The 17,448-nt window shown below is 36.1% G+C and carries 19 protein-coding genes and 1 pseudogene; 6 read left to right on the top strand and 14 right to left on the bottom strand.

Annotated features, from left to right (window positions below):
• Positions 1-901, bottom strand: a pseudogene (locus tag VLZ86_RS00715) (TonB-dependent receptor); the annotation flags it as partial.
• Positions 902-991: 90 nt separating this feature from the next.
• Between VLZ86_RS00715 and VLZ86_RS00710 the strand changes: the two are divergent.
• Together VLZ86_RS00710 and VLZ86_RS00705 are read left to right on the top strand one after the other, a co-directional pair.
• Positions 992-1,753 carry an MBL fold metallo-hydrolase gene (locus VLZ86_RS00710; RefSeq protein ID WP_325447698.1) on the top strand — a complete coding sequence of 254 codons (762 nt, stop codon included), beginning with the start codon at positions 992-994 and terminating at the stop codon, positions 1,751-1,753.
• Positions 1,754-1,758: 5 nt separating this feature from the next.
• Positions 1,759-1,959, top strand: a complete 201-nt coding sequence (locus tag VLZ86_RS00705; protein WP_325447696.1) for a hypothetical protein — start codon at positions 1,759-1,761, stop codon at positions 1,957-1,959.
• 326 nt (positions 1,960-2,285) lie between these two features.
• Here VLZ86_RS00705 and VLZ86_RS00700 read toward each other — a convergent pair whose 3' ends face one another.
• From VLZ86_RS00700 to VLZ86_RS00665, 8 genes are all read right to left on the bottom strand, one after another.
• Entirely contained in the window at positions 2,286-2,942 is a 657-nt protein-coding gene (locus VLZ86_RS00700; RefSeq protein WP_325447694.1) for an alpha/beta hydrolase, read from the bottom strand.
• A 2-nt stretch (positions 2,943-2,944) separates the two neighbouring features.
• On the bottom strand, positions 2,945-3,271 hold the full coding sequence (locus VLZ86_RS00695; RefSeq protein ID WP_325447692.1) for a hypothetical protein: 327 nt from the start codon (positions 3,269-3,271) through the stop codon (positions 2,945-2,947).
• A 1-nt stretch (position 3,272) separates the two neighbouring features.
• Complete coding sequence (locus tag VLZ86_RS00690; protein WP_325447690.1) at positions 3,273-4,526, bottom strand: dihydroorotase; 1,254 nt, start codon at positions 4,524-4,526, stop codon at positions 3,273-3,275.
• Entirely contained in the window at positions 4,523-6,451 is a 1,929-nt protein-coding gene (locus VLZ86_RS00685; RefSeq protein ID WP_325447688.1) for a BatA domain-containing protein, read from the bottom strand. The genes VLZ86_RS00690 and VLZ86_RS00685 overlap by 4 nt, the downstream gene beginning before the upstream one ends.
• Positions 6,452-6,556: 105 nt before the next feature.
• Entirely contained in the window at positions 6,557-7,564 is a 1,008-nt protein-coding gene (locus VLZ86_RS00680; protein ID WP_325447686.1) for a glycosyltransferase family 2 protein, read from the bottom strand.
• Between the two features lie 215 nt (positions 7,565-7,779).
• Entirely contained in the window at positions 7,780-9,264 is a 1,485-nt protein-coding gene (locus VLZ86_RS00675; RefSeq protein ID WP_325447684.1) for a S10 family peptidase, read from the bottom strand.
• A 210-nt stretch (positions 9,265-9,474) separates the two neighbouring features.
• On the bottom strand, positions 9,475-10,665 hold the full coding sequence (locus tag VLZ86_RS00670; protein ID WP_325447682.1) for a GAF domain-containing sensor histidine kinase: 1,191 nt from the start codon (positions 10,663-10,665) through the stop codon (positions 9,475-9,477).
• A gap of 38 nt (positions 10,666-10,703) precedes the next feature.
• Positions 10,704-11,477 carry a TIGR02757 family protein gene (locus tag VLZ86_RS00665; protein WP_325447680.1) on the bottom strand — a complete coding sequence of 258 codons (774 nt, stop codon included), beginning with the start codon at positions 11,475-11,477 and terminating at the stop codon, positions 10,704-10,706.
• A gap of 199 nt (positions 11,478-11,676) precedes the next feature.
• Between VLZ86_RS00665 and VLZ86_RS00660 the strand changes: the two genes are divergently transcribed.
• Together VLZ86_RS00660 and VLZ86_RS00655 are read left to right on the top strand one after the other, a co-directional pair.
• Positions 11,677-11,817 carry a hypothetical protein gene (locus VLZ86_RS00660; protein ID WP_325447677.1) on the top strand — a complete coding sequence of 47 codons (141 nt, stop codon included), beginning with the start codon at positions 11,677-11,679 and terminating at the stop codon, positions 11,815-11,817.
• Positions 11,807-11,983 carry a hypothetical protein gene (locus tag VLZ86_RS00655; RefSeq protein WP_325447675.1) on the top strand — a complete coding sequence of 59 codons (177 nt, stop codon included), beginning with the start codon at positions 11,807-11,809 and terminating at the stop codon, positions 11,981-11,983. The genes VLZ86_RS00660 and VLZ86_RS00655 overlap by 11 nt, the downstream gene beginning before the upstream one ends.
• A gap of 5 nt (positions 11,984-11,988) precedes the next feature.
• Here the strand turns inward: VLZ86_RS00655 and VLZ86_RS00650 are convergent, their stop codons facing one another.
• Complete coding sequence (locus VLZ86_RS00650) at positions 11,989-12,648, bottom strand: ABC transporter ATP-binding protein (protein WP_325447673.1); 660 nt, start codon at positions 12,646-12,648, stop codon at positions 11,989-11,991.
• A 213-nt stretch (positions 12,649-12,861) separates the two neighbouring features.
• Between VLZ86_RS00650 and folE the strand changes: the two genes are divergently transcribed.
• The gene (folE, locus tag VLZ86_RS00645; RefSeq protein ID WP_325447671.1) at positions 12,862-13,458 is read left to right on the top strand and encodes a GTP cyclohydrolase I FolE; all 597 of its coding nucleotides are present in this window, start codon (positions 12,862-12,864) and stop codon (positions 13,456-13,458) included.
• Between the two features lie 53 nt (positions 13,459-13,511).
• Complete coding sequence (locus tag VLZ86_RS00640) at positions 13,512-13,784, top strand: hypothetical protein (protein ID WP_325447669.1); 273 nt, start codon at positions 13,512-13,514, stop codon at positions 13,782-13,784.
• 40 nt (positions 13,785-13,824) lie between these two features.
• On the opposite strand, the gene VLZ86_RS00635 is transcribed toward VLZ86_RS00640, so the two are convergent.
• The 4 genes from VLZ86_RS00635 to VLZ86_RS00620 are packed head-to-tail and all read right to left on the bottom strand — an operon-like array spanning position 13,825 to position 17,390.
• Complete coding sequence (locus VLZ86_RS00635; RefSeq protein ID WP_325447667.1) at positions 13,825-16,032, bottom strand: TonB-dependent receptor; 2,208 nt, start codon at positions 16,030-16,032, stop codon at positions 13,825-13,827.
• Between the two features lie 56 nt (positions 16,033-16,088).
• Positions 16,089-16,427 carry a hypothetical protein gene (locus VLZ86_RS00630; RefSeq protein ID WP_325447665.1) on the bottom strand — a complete coding sequence of 113 codons (339 nt, stop codon included), beginning with the start codon at positions 16,425-16,427 and terminating at the stop codon, positions 16,089-16,091.
• A complete protein-coding gene (locus VLZ86_RS00625; RefSeq protein WP_325447663.1) occupies positions 16,424-16,921 on the bottom strand; it encodes a DUF6787 family protein in 498 nt (165 codons plus the stop codon). Before VLZ86_RS00625 ends, VLZ86_RS00630 begins: the two co-directional genes overlap by 4 nt.
• 37 nt (positions 16,922-16,958) lie before the next feature.
• Positions 16,959-17,390 (bottom strand): DUF6146 family protein, encoded by a 432-nt coding sequence (locus VLZ86_RS00620; protein ID WP_325447661.1) that lies wholly within the window; start codon positions 17,388-17,390, stop codon positions 16,959-16,961.
• Between the last annotated feature and the right edge of the window lie 58 nt (positions 17,391-17,448).

The raw sequence follows: 17,448 nt of genomic DNA, 5'->3' as shown, positions 1-17,448 counted from the left end.
TTGAAAGTGTAATCTCAAAAACAACTTGAGTATTGTTGATGTCAACTTTATTTTCCTTGATAAACATGTCATAAGATTTCTCAAACATGTCTATGTTTACTTTGGTTACGGGTCTAAAACTTCCGCGCAAGGCCAAAATATTCTTTTTATATAAAATTCTAGCAGGCAGTACGTTATTGCCATCAGGGGCGAACATGACCGCGTCAGTCATATTGTTTTTAACAAGTTGCAAGCTCATCAATCGGTTATCCACATCTTTAAATACGGGACCCGAGAAGTTGATAGTGTCAATTTCAATTTGATCTTTATCTAAATGATCGTATAAATAACGTAAGATTTTTTTAGGTTCATTGTATTTATAATACGCACCATATATGAGATTGGTACCTAAAATACCTAAGGTTTCCTGTTGGAGCCGTGCATCATTTTCTCTAAAACGAAAATGCAAAATAATCTCATTATAAGCCGTAGGGTGTGGTTCAATTTGATATTTGATACCTACCCAGCCATGGCCCTTATATTTTTTAGCAAAATCAATCGTCGCCACCGTATTGGCAAAAGAAAAGAACATTTTATTAGGATGCTTGTCTCTTGAAAGGCGTTCTTCAATTAATTTGATTTCATGATTTAACATTTTTCTCAACCGCTCTTCTGTGACATAGCGCCCATCTTCTTCAACACCATAAATGGCATCACTAAAGTCTTTGTCATAAGCTGACATAGCCTTAGCAATGGTGCCAGATCCACCGCCAGCTCTAAAAAACTGACGCACAGTTTCTTGACCTGCACCAATTTCAGCAAAGGTTCCGTAAATATTTTCATTAAGATTGATACGAAGCGCTTTGTTTTTAAGCGATGGAATCTCTTCAAATTCTTTATCGCCCTTTAAGGTTATCTCCATATTGTAGATTGAGTTTTGTAAGCTACAAAGGTATCAAATTGCTATCTTAAACAAAATAATAAACTTACTTTTGTTGTAAACAAAGCACCATTGAGAGTTATATTTTTAGGAACAGGTACATCCCAAGGAATTCCGGTTATTGGGAGCACTCATCCTGTATGTTTAAGCGATAATCCAAAAGACAAACGTCTGCGGGTTTCTGTGTTGATTGAATGGAACACATATACCTATGTTATCGATTGTGGCCCCGATTTTAGGCAACAGATGCTCAATGCTAAATGTACCAAGTTAGATGGTGTTGTATTTACCCATGAACATGCTGATCATACAGCTGGTTTAGATGACATTAGACCATTTTATTTCAAGCAGGGTGATATTCCCATCTATGCTCATAAAAGGGTTTTAAAAGCACTCAAGGAGCGGTTTGCTTATATTTTTGAAACCCAGAACAAGTATGCTGGGGCGCCAGGAGTGATGCCTATCAGAATTAAAAATGAACCCTTCCGATTAGGCGATTTAAATGTCGTCCCTATCAACGGGATGCATTACAAACTCCAGGTTTTTGGCTTCAGATTTAATGACTTCGCCTATTTGACCGATATGAAAACTATTGCAGACGAAGAACTTGAGAAATTAAAGGGCGTCAAGGTTCTTGTGGTGAATGCTTTAAGAGAGGAAGAACATATCTCTCATTTTAATTTGAGTGAAGCTCTAGAAGTTATAAATAAAGTACAGCCAGAACGTGCGTATTTGACCCATATTAGTCACATGCTTGGATTTCACGACGACGTTGAAAAAAAACTTCCTAAAAACGTTTTCCTGGCTTATGATAACTTACAAATTAACCTATAAAACTTATGAAAGGTAAAATCTTTATGTATATGTTCGTTTTTGCATTGTTGTTGATAGTATTTCAATATGTGAATTCTAAGAATATATTTGAAACGTATCAAGAGAAAATGACAAAAATGATCGCAAAAGAACAAGTACTAAAAGATTCTATCAATCATTTAAACAGGGAATTGAAAGCGCTCAAAAGTCAACTTCCTCAAGAGTAGAGCCTTAAAAAGGTTAAAATTGCCGGCACGCCGCATTATTTGCGAAAAGGTGGAAAATGAAATTGAAGTTGAAGTTGTAGTCTCCGCCCCGTATTACTGAAACTGCAATTGAAAACTGTAAATGCGACCGTAGATTATAATTATTTTCCCGCAGATGCCGCACATGTTCGCAAAACTACTTGAACATGTTTATTGCTCCGCAACTACAACTGAATTCGGCGACCACGACTGAAAACTGAAATTATTTTCCATACGAACCTCAGGTTTCGCAAACATGATGTCTACTGCAGATTTCGAACCTTAAATTTTGAATCTAGACCTTCGAACTAATTTTCCAAACGCTTATTCAACCAGCTCCTTAATTCATAAAAGTTCTCAGGTGCGACGCCATGACCCACAGGGAATTCCTTATAGGTGTTTTTTATGGACAAGGCATTTAAAAATTGGGGTACTTTTCTCGCCCATTCTACAGGAATGACTTGATCGACGCTGCCATGGGAGCAATAAAACGCCAAACGCGAATAATCTTTAGTTTCAATATCATCAGGAAGCATTTCAGGGCTGATATAGCCGCTTAGCGCAATAACGTTTTTTATTTTTTCAGGATAAGTAAGTGCTACGGCATAACTTAAAATAGTACCTTGACTGAAGCCTAAAAGCGTTAGGTTATTTTTATTGATGGGATATTTTTCTTTTACTTCGTCAATGAAAGTGGCGATCAAATCTCTCGATTTCAGGGCTTGTTCATTGTCATTCCATTTGTTCATTTCAGCATCAAAATTAATGGCATACCAAGCATTTCCGTAGGGTTGCATAGGGTAGGGCGCTCTTGCAGAAATAATAAATAATTCTTCAGGCAATTCAGATGCGAAACTAAAAAGATCATGTTCATCACTTCCATAACCATGGAACATAATGAGTGCAGGTGCGTTTTCATTTAGAGTTGAAGGCCTTGTGATATGGTGTAAAGAAAGTTCAGACATTATTAATTAATATTTTTAAACCATTCTTGGAATTTTTCACCAAGAACAGGAATGAGTTTATATTCTTCTTTTATGGCAAAATAAATAGCAAATACCCAGCATGCAAATGTGATGATCCAAAATGCAGTTCCCAAAAGACTATTGACATATTGTTCTACTAAATTTGAGAATATCAACATAATCATCAAACCAAACATCTGTCTAATGTGAAAAAACGTAAACGGGTTTCGTTTTTCTAAATTCATGATAATGGCAATAATTAGGCCTATGAAGGTTAAATAACTGATAATGGCCAATGTTTTGCCTTCTTTAATCACAGCATCTTTCATATTAATTTAGAACCAATTGATTGTTTGAGTAAATACCGTAAACCTTGCCTTTTAATTGATAGTTTTCAAAGATGGCATTTTTTGATGTAGAAAGGATCATTCCCTTATCAAATTGATAATTTTGATCAGGATTGAACAAGGTTAATTTCGCTTTACTGCCAATGGCTATAGGGGTTGGAACAATCCCAAAACGTTCCCGACCTTTGGTTAGTAAATCGATGGTCTTTTTCATCGTAAAAACCGTATGTAGGGCACCAAAAGCTGTTTCCAAACCGATTGTGCCGTATTTTGCATAATCAAATTCTATCTTTTTATGCTCAATGTCAATCGGATTGTGATCACTGGTAACCATATCGATAGTACCATCTTTAAGGCCTTCAATAAGCGCATCGCAATCTGATTGGGTTCTTAAAGGAGGTGTGACCTTAAATCGCGTGTCAAAGGTTTTTAGTTCATCGTCTGTCAAAATCAAATTATGAATGGCAACACTACAACTCACATCCAATTTTTTAGATTTTGCATTTCTGATCAATTCTACAGATTTCGAAGAAGAAATCGTCGGAACATGCAATTTTCCTCCCGTATATTCCAACAAAAATAAATCGCGCACAATCTGTAGTTCTTCGGCCAAAGTTGGGTTTCCTTTTAAGCCCAATGACGTGCTCATGATATTTTCATTCATGACGCCAAGACCAGAAATTTTAGATTCCTGAGGGAAGGAAAAAACCAATCCTCCAAAATTACCTGCGTATTGCAAGGCCAATTTCATCAAGTTAGGATTTCTAACCGGTTTTTGGTAATCAGAATAGGCGATGGCTCCAGCGTTTTTCATATCGAACAGTTCCGCCAAATCTTCACCATCACTGTTTTTTGTCAAGGCACCAATCGGATATAAGTTAACAGGATTACCCGCGGCTTTTCCTTTTAAAAAGGATATATCAGCATAACTGTCAATCACAGGATTGGTGTTGGAATTCACGGCCACATCCGTAAAACCTGAATGTGCTGCTGTTTCAAGTCCGTTTGCGATGGTTTCGCGCTCTTCATATCCAGGTTCTCCAAAACTTACGCTGCTATCAAACCACCCTTGGGAAACATGTAGGTTATCAAGATTTATTTCCTTCATTTTAGAAGGGTTTTTTATCTGTTCTGAGATTTGGGAAATGATGCCTTTTTCTATAAGGATATCGCAAGTTTGATTATGGAAATCGCTTTTTGGATCTACTATGGTTGCAGATTTTATCAGTAGGTTCATTTAAGGAATTTTAAGATGAGCATTTCAATAATTAAAAAAGCTATTGCAAAAATAACAAACCATTTCCATAGCTCATTAACATTTGTCGTACTTTTTATATCGTCAATGGCAGAAGCAACCGACCTGTTTTTTAAACTATTTGTTACTTGAGACAGGTTCATGTAATTGAGTTGGCTTTCTTTTCTATCGTAGTTATAACTTAGATTTCTTACCACATTGTTTTTATTTTTGACCTGGAAAGTTCCTGCTGTATTGGGATACTCGCTTGTAGTCAATTGAACTTTTTGGCTGAAGGTTTGTTGCATAGGTACAATAGAAACATCGGCATTGTCCAATCTCAAAATTTCATCTTGGAGCAGGCTAGTGTTGATGTCAATGGTATTTAGTTTTCCTATGGTATAATATAACCTGGGTAATTTTAAACTTTGCTTGCCAATATTATAAAGCACAGGAACAATTAACGGTGAGTTCTTAAAATTGGAATTGCTGTCATCTAGGCTTGCGCTAAAAGCAAACACCGTATTTGATTGGTTTAGAAAAGCGGTGTTGTCTTCATAGCTTAAAATGTTTGCACCGGACGAATTGGATAAAGTATAGAATGAATTGACCTTAGGATATTGAAAATTGTCTACCTTTTTATCGAAAACATTCGCTAAAAGTGGGTGGGAAAAATTGATTTTCGTAATGCGTTTTTCTGTCGAAATTTTAGACGAATAGCCTGGTAGTGAAAAGGAGTTAAGTAGTTGACTGTAACTCTTTAAGTCTGATTCAGATGAAGGAATAGTTAATAGGCTTCCACCGTCCTCTGTAAAGGAAGTTAAAGACCTAATTAAAGCATTTGGAATGTTTTTTAACTCATTGAGCACAATCAAATTTTGATTGCTGATGTTATTATAATTTAGTTCTTTAAAATTAACAATCGTTAAATCAAATTCGTCGTCAGTATATAACTTTCTTAAAAAATCAGGATTGCCTTCATTGATAACCAATACTTTTATGCGATCTTTTTCATCAATATTGAAGTATAAGGTGTTGTCATATATTAAATTAGAATCTTCAATCGAAATCTTTCCTTTAAAGGTTTTGTTGTTGGGAATTGTAAAAATTGTTTCTGATTTTTGATCTATAGAAACTGCACTTTTTGCAATAAGTTGACCATCTTCAAAAAGGGAGACCGGTAAGGTTTCAACTGGCTTATTCCCTTGATTACTCAAAATGACCGTCAATTCTAAGGTTTCCACCGCATTTTTGGAAATATAGAGGGAATCAATACTAACATTACTAATGCTTTTTGGTGGTAGCTGTACCAATCTATATGTGACAAGACTGTCGCCTTTAAGAGATAGAACATCATTTTTTTGTTGAAAATCAGAAATCAGAATGAAGTTTTTAATACTGCCTTTATCTTTAGAGAATGTTTTTTTCGCTTTTAAAATCACGGCTTCATAATCCAATTGATAAGCGGAATAGGAGAGCTGTATCAAGTCATTTTTAATGGCCTTTATACTGGTATTGTAAAAGTTGAGATCATTGGTAAAAAGGCTCAGCATTTCATTTTCATCTACGTGCTCAATTAAATCTTGCACAGCAGCATTTAATAAAGTGCCATTATTACCTCTAGCCTGCATGCTGAAAGAGTTGTCCAAATAAATGACGGTTTCATTCTTGGTAGTGAAGCTATTTTGATTGGCTTGATAAGGTTGGGCAAATGCGAGGATTATACATGCCAAAAGCAACAATCGAGTCAATAAAGTTAACCATTTCTTGATTTGTGAACTTTTACGCGTTTGTAAAGTGATGTTTTTAAGGAACTGAACGTTGGTAAAAGCGACCTTTTCAAAGCGTCGTAGTTGAAATAAATGAACAATTATAGGAATAATGAGCAGCAGTAGGGCATATAGAATTTCTGGATTTTTAAACTGCATTCCTTTCGTGGTTTTGGAGGTCTAACAAGCGGGTCAAATATAAAAAATACATAGTGATTTGAGCCTTCGGATTTTGAGAAATTTAACGTTAATAACTTGAGTTTGCTAACAAAAGAAGAAATAATCTTTGGCTTTTAATAAATGAAGTTTTTCTAAAACCGTAGCGATCCAATTTTGTGATTTTTTATTGGCCACGGTAACGATGACCTGCGGTTGGTGCAACTGATTTATTGTAGAAACAGCGTGTAATTTCACATTATAGATATGTTTCCCAATTTTCTTAGGATTATTACAAATCCAGATAAACGGCACCTTGTTTTTCTTTAATAGTTTCGCGCAAAATTTACCTTTGAAACCAGCACCCCAAAGAACTAGTGGGCGTTTGACATTGTAATCAAGTTCTAAAAAATAATGCATCTTTAATTTCAGGAAATGATTGGCTGCGTAATGATCATGAGTTCTTGAGGTTCTATTCTGATAATCTCTCCAATAATGGAGCACGTTGTTGGATGGAATACATTTTAAACCGTTTTGGTAGAACCGAAATGCCAGATCATAATCTTCAGGATAGACATTTCTTTCAAAAGCACCACACGTTATCAAATCCTCACGCGATACCATCCAGCAAGGGGATGGAATTACACACTCCTTGTAGATTTCTGTGTAATTTGTTCCTGATTGGGTTAGTCCATTGAGCCATTTTTCATAGTTTTGATACCCTTCTCCAAGTTCTCCTTCACAAAAATAGCTGACCAATCCTAAAGCGATATGTCCATTTCCGTGAGTTTTTAAATCATGAAGCATTAATTCCAGTTTATTGGGAGCCATGAGATCATCGCTGTCCATTCGGGTAATGTAGTGGCCAGAGCTCTTTTTAAAAGCCAATCTTAAGGCATCAATAATCCCGTGACCGTTAGTCTTGAGTAATTTTATGCGATGATCTCTTTGCGCGAATGAAGCTACCAGATTATAACTTTCATCTGTGGAATGATCATCAACAATTACCAACTCCCAATGGGCATAAGTTTGTTTTATGATAGATTCGAGATAGGGTGAAATAAAAGCCGAACTATTTTTAAAAGGCGTAAGAATGCTGATTAAAGACTGTTGCATCCGGCAAAAATACGATTTCTATCTAAACAGACGGTTCAATCAAATTAATGTTTGGTCTGTGATTTTTTTCTTAGAGGGAATTACCTTCTTGTATGTTTTACTTTTAAGTGATAGAATAAAGTGCCTAGTTAATTATTGTCCCAAACTTAGGTGAAGAAGGAAATTATGGGCTAGAAATAAAAAAACCTGATAATTTTCTATCAGGTTTTTCGAGATTAATATTTTGCGGCTTCACCGCTTTTCGGCGTGGATTCTATAATAAACTGCCTTATATCTTCGGTAGCTTTCTTAAGATCTTCTTTTCTTAGATACATCATATGGCCACTTCTGTAGCCTTTAAAAGAAACGCGATCTTTCATTCTGCCACTCGGATCCATTTGGCCAACAGTATATTTGGCAGCAAAATAAGTTGTTGCGCCATCATAGTAACCTGATTGGACCAAAACTTTCAAATAAGGGTTTTGAGCCATCGCCTGGCGCAGGTCGTCTCTTGTGCTATCATATTGTCGGTCCCAAGGATGTACGTTGCCAAACATATTGTATTTGATGTCCGTTTTAAAATTAAGCTCTTCACGGATGTAATAATTGATGGCAGGAGTGAAGGAATGCAGCCATGAGGTTAATTCCGCATTATAATCAGGAGAGTTTCCAGCGGTCATTTTATCGATTCCTAAATACCTAGAATCCAATCTTCCTACGGTATAGCCTTTATCTCGTATGAGTTCTTTCCAGAAAAAATTTGTAGGAACATTCAAATTGTGATCAATAATTGAAGATTTACTTAATCCAGAATAGAGGCTCATTTTATCTGCTACTTCATTTCTTTCTGCTTCAGAAATAAAACCTCCTTTTGCAATGGCTGGCATGACATGGTCTATAGTATATGCTTCCACTTCTGGTAATATGTCCAATAAATCTTTTTGTTGAAGCGCAGGAGAAAGTGCTTTTTGATACCATGCCGTGGCAGTAAAATATGGTAAATTCAGTGCAGAATAAATCGGTTGATCGGTAGAATAAATTTTATAATCGGCTGGAGACACTAAAATGACACCATTTAAATACATCCATTGATTGTTTTGCAACTCTTTTGATAATCCCATAACTCTTGGACCACCATAGCTTTCACCAATTAAATATTTAGGAGATTCCCATCGGTTTTTTCTTGAAACAAAGGTATTCATCCATTCTGCTAAATATTTAATATCGGCATTGATCCCAAAAAACGTTTTTCTATCTGGCAGTTTTCCATCCTTATCCTCAACCATTCTGGAGTATCCCGTATTTACAGGATCAATAAAAACAATATCTGCCACATCTAAAATAGAATGCGGATTGGCTTTCACCCCATAAGGTTGTACAGGATAACCTTCGTCATCTATATTCAAAATCACAGGACCCGTATAAGCAATGTGCATCCAAGCTGACGCTGAACCTGGTCCACCGTTAAAAGAAAAAACTATTGGCCGTTTTTCTTTTTCGCTATTAGTCTTTTTGTAATAGGTGTAAAACAATGTGGCAATGGGTTCGCCTTTGGCATTCCAAACAGGTTGTGTTCCTGCTATTGCTTGGTAAGAAAGGCTTTTACCATTTATGACAATGGAGTGATTGGTCACAGCCATTGTGTCTAAAGGGATTTTTTTGACTTGCGAAAAGAGCAAGCTCACAGAAAAAGTGGCAATTAGTAAAAAATAGTTTTTCATAAAGTTAGAATTTTGAAGCCTTAAAGATAAAAGGATTTATGAGAAGCTATTTTGAAAATATGTTAAAATAGGATAAACTTTGCAATGTTGAACGGCTGAAAAATGGACGTAACGATCTCTTTTGAAGTCGCTGGCTATACCAATGAAGATTTAGGCTTCAGGATGGGCTTTATGTAATGTCGGTATTGAGTAAAGTGCGGATTTTACACCTTACTTGGCAATCTTAAATGTGAAAACACTCCCGACACCAACTTCAGAGGTAACCTGAATAGCACCACCTAATTTGTCGATTAGATTTTTTATCGTGCTCAGTCCAATGCCTGTGCTGCGCTTAATGTTGTCATGAGGGATAATGGCAAACAGGTTAAATATTAAATCCTGTTTATCTTTTTCAATTCCTATGCCATTGTCTGAAACTAAAAACTTGTGGAATTTAGATTCTTCCACATAAGCAATCTCTATTAAACGTTTTTCTGAATCATTATACTTAAGGGCATTGTCCACCAAATTGATCAGGATTTGTGTTAAAGCCACTTTGTTTATGTTTTTAATGACATCCTGTCCAGTATATGAAAGTGTATCATTTTTAGAGAGTAACAATTGGCTTATATCTTCAGATAATTTAGAAAGTTGGACGTCTTCTTTTTCTTCCTTAATAAGTTCGTCCGCTTTATAATGCAACAAGATTCCATCAATATAATCTTTAAGGATCAAAGCGGAGTCTTCAATATACTCAAGGTATTCCAAAGAGGAATCAGAATGTTTGCCCTCTAGATCCTCTTTTAAAAGTTGCGACAATGAAATGATATTGGCCAAAGGCGATTTTAAATCGTGTGAGACATGGCTGGCAAATTTTTTTAATTGGATATTATGCAGAGTGAGTTCGTTCTTAGCGGCTTGTAATTTTAAATTCTGTCTTCTCAATTCTAAGGAATTGACCACTTGCTTGCCTAAAGTGATGAGTGCATGTTTTTGTGAATCTGTTAATATTCTCGGCTTATGGTCAAATACACATAGGGTCCCTAAAGCATAACCTTCCGGATTTACCAAAGGTACGCCAGCATAAAAAATTGCTTTGGCCCCTTCAATAAGTGGATTATTAACAAACCGCTCATCCAATCGGGCATCTTGGATAATAAAGATTGGACCATCTCCCAAAATGGCGTGTCCGCAAAAAGAAATGTCTCTTGGGGATTCTTGAAACGGAACACCGTGGTGCGATTTAAAAAAATTGCGTTCCTTATCGAGCATTGTAATTAATGACATAGGTGCGTCGCAAATTGAAGCCACAAGGCTTGTGACGTTATCATAATCTTCTTCAGGTAGCGTATCGAGTAATTGATATTCTGATAAAACACTTAATCGCAAGCGTTCGTTGGTAGGTAATTTGGGGCTTTGCATGGTATGTATGTTTGTTGATAAATTATAGTGGTAAGAACTTATATCTTTGAAAACCCTTCAAAGACGCCCAGTCCAAAGAGGGCAAAATCGTATTTTACAGGATCATCTTTGTCCAACGCTCTTAATGCCTTATCCAGTTCCTCTAAGGCTTTAGCATCATTTTGTTTTCTTTTTAAAATTCCTAAGGATCGTGCCACATTCCCTGAATGTACGTCAAGCGGACATGAAAGTTGGGCAGGTGAGAGGCTCTTCCAAACGCCAAAGTCGACACCGTTATTGTCGTCCCTGACCATCCATCTTAAAAACATATTGATACGTTTAGCTGCTGAATTTTTAAATGGATCACTCACATGTTTTTGAGTTCGGGTTAAATGGTTAATCTCAAAAAAATAATTTTTAAAGTGATGAATAGCGCTTTGGGTGGAGAAACTTTCTGAATGTTTAGAAAAAACAGCTTCCAATCCGCCGTGATTTTTATAAATATGATTTAAGCTCTTTATAAATTGAATCAAGTCGTCTTCGTTAAAGGTCCTATGGACAAAAGAACGAAGGTTTTCCAAGTCCGATGAGGAATGGTTGCTCACAAAATCAAAAGGAGCATGGTCCAATAGAGCCATCATCTTTTTAGCGTTCGTGATAATGCTTTTCCTATTTCCCCAAGAAATAGTTGCCGTCAAAAATCCTGCAATTTCTATATCTTCCTTTTTTGAGAATTGGTGTGGAATTTGGATTGGATCACTTTCAATAAATCGTGGATGGTTATATTCTGTGACTTTGGCATCTAAAAATTCTTTCAGCTCTTGTTTTTTCAATGGTGATAGATTATAATTTACTTTATGTAAGCTTACCTATGCAATTTCCCTGCCACATACCTAATAACGAAGAATCAAATTACAGACGAGCAGATCTCAGTTTGACGCAATCCAATTTATTTTAAACTCAAAACAGATTTCTATTTTAGGAGTCATTTTAATTGGGTAAATTAGAGCCTCTCATTAAAATTGGATACAAATGAAATCTATTATAAAAGTTGGTTTAAAATCTGCAATTGCACTTTTTGCCATTGGCATTGGAACCAAACTAGGCAAGGACGCCATAAATGATTTAAAGCAATTTCAAAACGACCGTAAAAATATAAAAGATGGAAAATAATAATGACGATATACTTGATTCAACTTTAAACGTGGTCAGCAACTCAATAACTAATTTTGATAATGTGTTGGGCCATGTCCCGCTTTATAAAAGTGGTCACAATATTGGCGCTGCCATTAGCAAGTTAATTGATTCAATTGTGGATGTTATTCCAGATATCAAATAAATTAATTAAACAATTTTCCCATCCACCATCACCAATTTTCGATCGGCCATATCTGCCAACTCCTCGTTGTGAGTAACAATGACGAAAGTTTGGCCAAACTCATCGCGTAGTTTGAAGAAGAGATTGTGCAGATTTTCGGCACTCTCACTATCTAAATTACCGGAAGGTTCATCGGCGAAAATCAATTCAGGGTTGTTGATCAATGCTCTAGCCACTGCTACCCGTTGTTGTTCTCCACCAGACAATTCACTAGGTTTATGATGGTATCTATGGGTCAATCCTAAAAAATCCAATAACTCTTTGGCGCGTTTTTCGGCTTCCTGTTTGGATGTATTCTTTATAAATGCCGGTAGGCATACATTCTCCAGTGCTGTAAACTCTGGCAGTAGTTGATGAAATTGGAAGATGAATCCAATATGTTCATTTCTAAATTTTGCAAGGTGTTTATCTGTTAAGCTAATAATATCAACATCATTGACCTGCAATGTACTTTGGTCTTTGGTTGATGCTCTATCCAAAGTGCCCAAAATATGTAACAAAGTGGTTTTTCCTGCTCCTGAGGCGCCTACAATGGATACAATCTCTCCTTTATGAATGTTAAGATTGACACCTTTAAGGACGTGGAGATCGCCGTAATATTTATGGATATTGGTTGCTTTTATCATAGATGAATAATTGCGACCAAGTTAGCATATTGTTTGCTTTTGCACAATTATGAAGAAGAATTATTATTAAAGAGCACCCAGATTAGAGAATGAAGCAAGCGATCTATTGGCTGTAAATCATGATGTTTTTGTTAGGTCTAAAGTTATTATGGATTTAAAGATTTTAATTTTCACTTAAATCCTTTACTTTTAACATAACCTAAATTACATATCATGGCATACCAGCACTTTGAAGAGTATAACCTTAAGGTTACGGAAGATGTTAAAGAAAGATACAAACGCATTATTGAAGATCTTGGTGAAGATGTCAGTCGGGAAGGACTTTTAAAAACGCCAGAACGTGCTTCAAAGGCGATGCAGTTTCTCACCCAAGGTTATAGTCAGGACGCTGCAGAGATTTTGAAAAGTGCTATGTTTAAGGAATCTTATAATGAGATGGTCATTGTTAAGGACATTGAAGTATATTCTCTTTGTGAACATCACATCCTTCCGTTTTTCGGAAAAGCACATATTGCCTACATCCCGAATGGACAGATTGTCGGGTTGAGTAAATTGCCGAGAATTGTGGACGTGTTTGCTAGACGTTTACAGGTTCAGGAGCGTTTAACGGAACAAATTTTAGACTGTATCAATGACACACTCCAGCCTCAGGGCGTTGCTGTTGTCATTGAAGCTTCCCATATGTGCATGATGATGCGTGGGGTTCAAAAACAAAATTCCGTAACCACGACTTCAGGATTTAGAGGCCAATTTGAGAAGATTGAAACCCGTAATGAGTTTTTAAAACTGATCAGTAATAAATTCTCTTGAGTGATTTTTTGGTATATTTCTTGTTATAGATATTTTAAATTAAAATTTATACGATGCCATTAAATAATCTAAGCAAAAACAAAAAACTCGTTCTAGGGATCTTTTTGGATTTCATTGGAATGATCACTTTTATTGATATCATTTGGGCGCCCATATCGGCGCTATTGATGTCAAAAATGTATGCGGGAAGAAAGGGTAAAGTTGCTAGTATATTTTCATTTATTGAAGAAATTTTACCAGGCTTCGATATTATTCCCTCCTTTACCATTATGTGGTTTTACACCTATGTGTTCAGTAAAAAACCTAAAGTTATAGAAGTAAGATAAAAAAAATCCCTTTCAGCGTTTGAAAGGGATTTTTTGATTTTTATAAAGTATAGGTCAATCCTATGTTGAAGTTCCGTCCAATATTAAAGATGCCATCCGATTTTAAACGTGATAAATGATTGATATAGGTTCCATCTGTTAGGTTGCTGCCTGAAAGTCGGATATCCAAATTGTTATTAAAAAGATGTATAGTGCCTCCAAGACCTGCACCTAAAAGGTTGTACCCATTGGTCGGAGTTTCAAATGAGCTCACGTTATTTTGTTTGAAATGGGTCCTCATTCTTACAAATCCGTATAGTTTTTGAACAGATTTTGTTTCAAATTCCACTCTAAGGGTGTTGGACATGGAGTTAGCTGGGATGAGCGGCAAATAATTTTCATTTTGTTGCTTTCCCGTAACCGTTTCAAAACTACTTTCAAGGTGCAACCAATCTAGAGGATGAGGATGGAGGTGCAATCCTATTTCTCCACCGTACAAATAGGCATCTGCCTGTAAATAATTATAAACAGGTGTGTTGTCAAAAAATTCTCCATTTGGTGAGATAAAAATATAATTGTTCACTTTGTTATAGAAACCATTGGCGAAAACTTCAAAATGCTCACTTTTATATTCCAAAGCTAAATCTACTTGAAAGTTTTGTTCGTTTTTCAAATTTGCATTCCCAATTTCATAACGGTTGGTGCCTTCATGCGTCCCATCCGAAGTAAGTTCCGCCAAGTTTGGTGCACGATATCCTGAGGCAAAATTAATTCTAGATGTGATTTTTTTAAAAAACTTTGTTTTAAAGCCAAGTGCACCGTTAAAACTAGAAAAATCTCTATTTAATCCCGAGATGACATCAATTGTACGGTGATCGAAACGTGCACCAATTTGTATGTCAGAATTTTCAAAATGGATATGTGATGTGGCAAGAACTCCAAAATCGTTTGTGGTAGCATCCGGAATCAATTGTTCTTCGCCATAATTGTTATTACTTTGGGTCATACCTTGAACTCCAACAATGGTTTCAAATCTACCAAGCGTTGGCAAATTGTACTTTACATCGTAGTTAAAAGTCTTTAACTTCATGTTTAGTGCAGCTTCTAGACCGTCATGGTCTTCATCGTCATTATCCCCGTGATCATGATGGTGGGCTTCAAATTCTTTTCTTTCGTTATAGAGCAAACCTAAGCTGATATCCAAACTTGAGTTTTTAAGAAACACAGTCGATTTTGAACTCAATACATGATTTGTGACCTCTTGGAAGGGCAATAATGGCGTTTTGCTTGTGGTTTGTTCTCCAAGTTCTCCTGGAATACCAAGTTTTGAATTGTTGATATTATAGCGGAGCTCCGTTTTGAAACCAGATTTCTGATATCCTAATCCAGTCTTAAAATCCTGTTCTCTAAATCTTGAGTTGGTCACTCTATAGTCCGCAGTGTTATAATCTGCGTGTTCGGCAAGACTTCCCCTGAATAAAAATTTAAATTTTTCACCAGAAATTTTGTAACCTGCATCGGTATTAAAACCTTTTGTACTGCTAAAATAATTGTAGCTGGCATCTGCTTTATCTGAATTGACTTGTGCGAATCTTTCAGGGTTTAGATAAAGGACGCCACCAAGTGCATCACTGCCATAGAGTAGGGAGGCAGGACCTTTTATGACTTCCACGCTTTCAATTCCAGCGTCACTTAAGCCGAGACCATGCTCGTCACCAAATTGTTGGTTTTCCAGTCTCACGCCTTGTGTGTACACTAAAACCCGATTGGAGCTCAATCCTCTTATGACAGGTTTACCTATGCTGACGCCGGTGGTGATACTTTCTACACCGGCAATTGTGGTGAGACCTTCGGATAATGTTACAGCACCTTTTGATTTTAAATTGGCAACTGTTTGACGTTCGACCTTCATTACGTTTTCACTTTGTAATTTATGAAATGGTGTTGAAATGATGATTTCCTCCATTTCAATTGCTGAAGGGATCAATGCAAGATGTAAATGGTCGGTTGATGGAAAGGTTATGTTCTGTGAAAAGGTCTCATAACCTATTATGGAAACCACAATTGGAAAGGTGCCATTTGGAAGGTTGGAAAGTGTAAAGTTTCCATCAAAATCAGATGTTGCACCTTTTTCGAGTTGCGGTATATAGATGTTTGCAAAAATTAAAGGTTCTGTCGTGTTCTTATCGATCACGCTGCCTTTTAAAGTGTTTTGGGCGTAAATGGATGGTATTGCCAGTAAGAGCAATACTACAAAATTTTGTTTCATAGGGAATGTGTAGATTAATTTAATACGAATACATTCTGAATTTATTTCAGAAGAAATTAGATTAAATTAATCGACGGCGGACCTCGACGTGTAAAGTGTAGACGTTGGTATTCACTAAGAAAGCAGTATTCTTTGGTGTTGAAAATGTTGATTTCAGGATAAACCGTTAACGCAGTGAGATTTTCAGGTAATGTGAATGGAGTGTTTATCTTAAACTTATAAAACTCACAGTCAACATCTAACGTATGGAAATGTGCATCAGATTCACCATAACACACTTCGTGCTGATGGTGCTCAAAAATATGCAAAAATTTGACAGCTGAAGGCAATAGAAAGGCCAACACTAAAATGAGTGTCAAACCTTTGAATAGGATATGGTGTCTTAGAAAACTCATTGTCTTAAGAACTTCTTGAATCCTAATCTGCCCAACATTTTCTTTTCAAACGCCCAGAAAAAATTAAACTGACCAAATAGCCATCCAAAAAAGACAAGCATAATTTGATAAAAAATGAGCCCAACAATAATGTATAAAATCCAGTAAACAGTGGTGTTTAAATTGTCTTTTGTAATTCCGATGAGTGCCATGATGGGTTTTCCAATAAAAACTGATGATGAACCGGTAATAGAAAACACAATAAATACCCGAATCATTTCCCACCGATGCTCTAAGATCCATTTATGTTCGAGTTTTTTAAATGAAAACAAGGTCAATCTTAAAAGCAACGAAAATAGAACGACAGAAGCGATTAATACCAAAAACAGATTTACGTTCCCAACGATTACATCTGCTAATCTATAGGAACAATATCCTAAAATGAGAATACCCAAAACCGGAAAAAGTAACTGCCAGTTATGTTGTATTTGCCAATTTTTCTTGAAATTTTCCATCGTACTTTTTTGCGATGCGAAGATACTTCAAATTCCTTTAAATCCTAGGAGCAAAAGTCCCTAATCTCTGTTTGTAGGTTAACTGGAAGTAAATGAAGTAATTGTATAGCTTGTAATTGACCTCATAACCATAATCAATAAAGGGCTGATAATCAATTTGAAGTTCGTATAGATTGCTGTCATAACGCAGCGGTTGCAATACGCGTTGGTTCCATTCTATAACATATTGTCTGTTTCTGGCTTCCATATATTCCTGTGAATAGAAACCTTCCGGTTTTGCAGTAGTGGCAAGCCATGAGTTGAATCCTGGTTCAATAATAAGGATTTCATATTCTAAGGAATCATTTGCAATCCTGACGGTGTCTTGTTCTTGGTGGTTAACTTGTGAAGCCGTCTTATAAGCGGTTTTTGTCGAATTGCAAGAGATCATGAATAGGGTAACAAAAAGCAGTGTGGCAAATGTTTTCATAACAGTTTATTTACTCTATAAGTTACAAAAATCATACCTAATATTTTCGAAATTGAAT

Origin of the sequence: Gelidibacter sp. (assembly GCF_035515035.1) — a bacterium.
Classification (GTDB): Bacteria; Bacteroidota; Bacteroidia; order Flavobacteriales; family Flavobacteriaceae; genus Gelidibacter.
Note: the sequence above shows the minus strand (reverse complement) of the source record. Positions and strands in the feature narration are given on the sequence as shown.

Coding starts and splice junctions, on each gene's coding strand:
- VLZ86_RS00705 (WP_325447696.1), top strand. CDS start 1,759: ATGAAAGGTAAAATCTTTATGTATATGTTCGTTTTTGCATTGTTGTTG.
- VLZ86_RS00700 (WP_325447694.1), bottom strand. CDS start 2,942: ATGTCTGAACTTTCTTTACACCATATCACAAGGCCTTCAACTCTAAAT.
- VLZ86_RS00695 (WP_325447692.1), bottom strand. CDS start 3,271: ATGAAAGATGCTGTGATTAAAGAAGGCAAAACATTGGCCATTATCAGT.
- VLZ86_RS00690 (WP_325447690.1), bottom strand. CDS start 4,526: ATGAACCTACTGATAAAATCTGCAACCATAGTAGATCCAAAAAGCGAT.
- VLZ86_RS00685 (WP_325447688.1), bottom strand. CDS start 6,451: ATGCAGTTTAAAAATCCAGAAATTCTATATGCCCTACTGCTGCTCATT.
- VLZ86_RS00680 (WP_325447686.1), bottom strand. CDS start 7,564: ATGCAACAGTCTTTAATCAGCATTCTTACGCCTTTTAAAAATAGTTCG.
- VLZ86_RS00675 (WP_325447684.1), bottom strand. CDS start 9,264: ATGAAAAACTATTTTTTACTAATTGCCACTTTTTCTGTGAGCTTGCTC.
- VLZ86_RS00670 (WP_325447682.1), bottom strand. CDS start 10,665: ATGCAAAGCCCCAAATTACCTACCAACGAACGCTTGCGATTAAGTGTT.
- VLZ86_RS00660 (WP_325447677.1), top strand. CDS start 11,677: ATGAAATCTATTATAAAAGTTGGTTTAAAATCTGCAATTGCACTTTTT.
- VLZ86_RS00655 (WP_325447675.1), top strand. CDS start 11,807: ATGGAAAATAATAATGACGATATACTTGATTCAACTTTAAACGTGGTC.
- VLZ86_RS00650 (WP_325447673.1), bottom strand. CDS start 12,648: ATGATAAAAGCAACCAATATCCATAAATATTACGGCGATCTCCACGTC.
- folE (WP_325447671.1), top strand. CDS start 12,862: ATGGCATACCAGCACTTTGAAGAGTATAACCTTAAGGTTACGGAAGAT.
- VLZ86_RS00640 (WP_325447669.1), top strand. CDS start 13,512: ATGCCATTAAATAATCTAAGCAAAAACAAAAAACTCGTTCTAGGGATC.
- VLZ86_RS00635 (WP_325447667.1), bottom strand. CDS start 16,032: ATGAAACAAAATTTTGTAGTATTGCTCTTACTGGCAATACCATCCATT.
- VLZ86_RS00630 (WP_325447665.1), bottom strand. CDS start 16,427: ATGAGTTTTCTAAGACACCATATCCTATTCAAAGGTTTGACACTCATT.
- VLZ86_RS00625 (WP_325447663.1), bottom strand. CDS start 16,921: ATGGAAAATTTCAAGAAAAATTGGCAAATACAACATAACTGGCAGTTA.
- VLZ86_RS00620 (WP_325447661.1), bottom strand. CDS start 17,390: ATGAAAACATTTGCCACACTGCTTTTTGTTACCCTATTCATGATCTCT.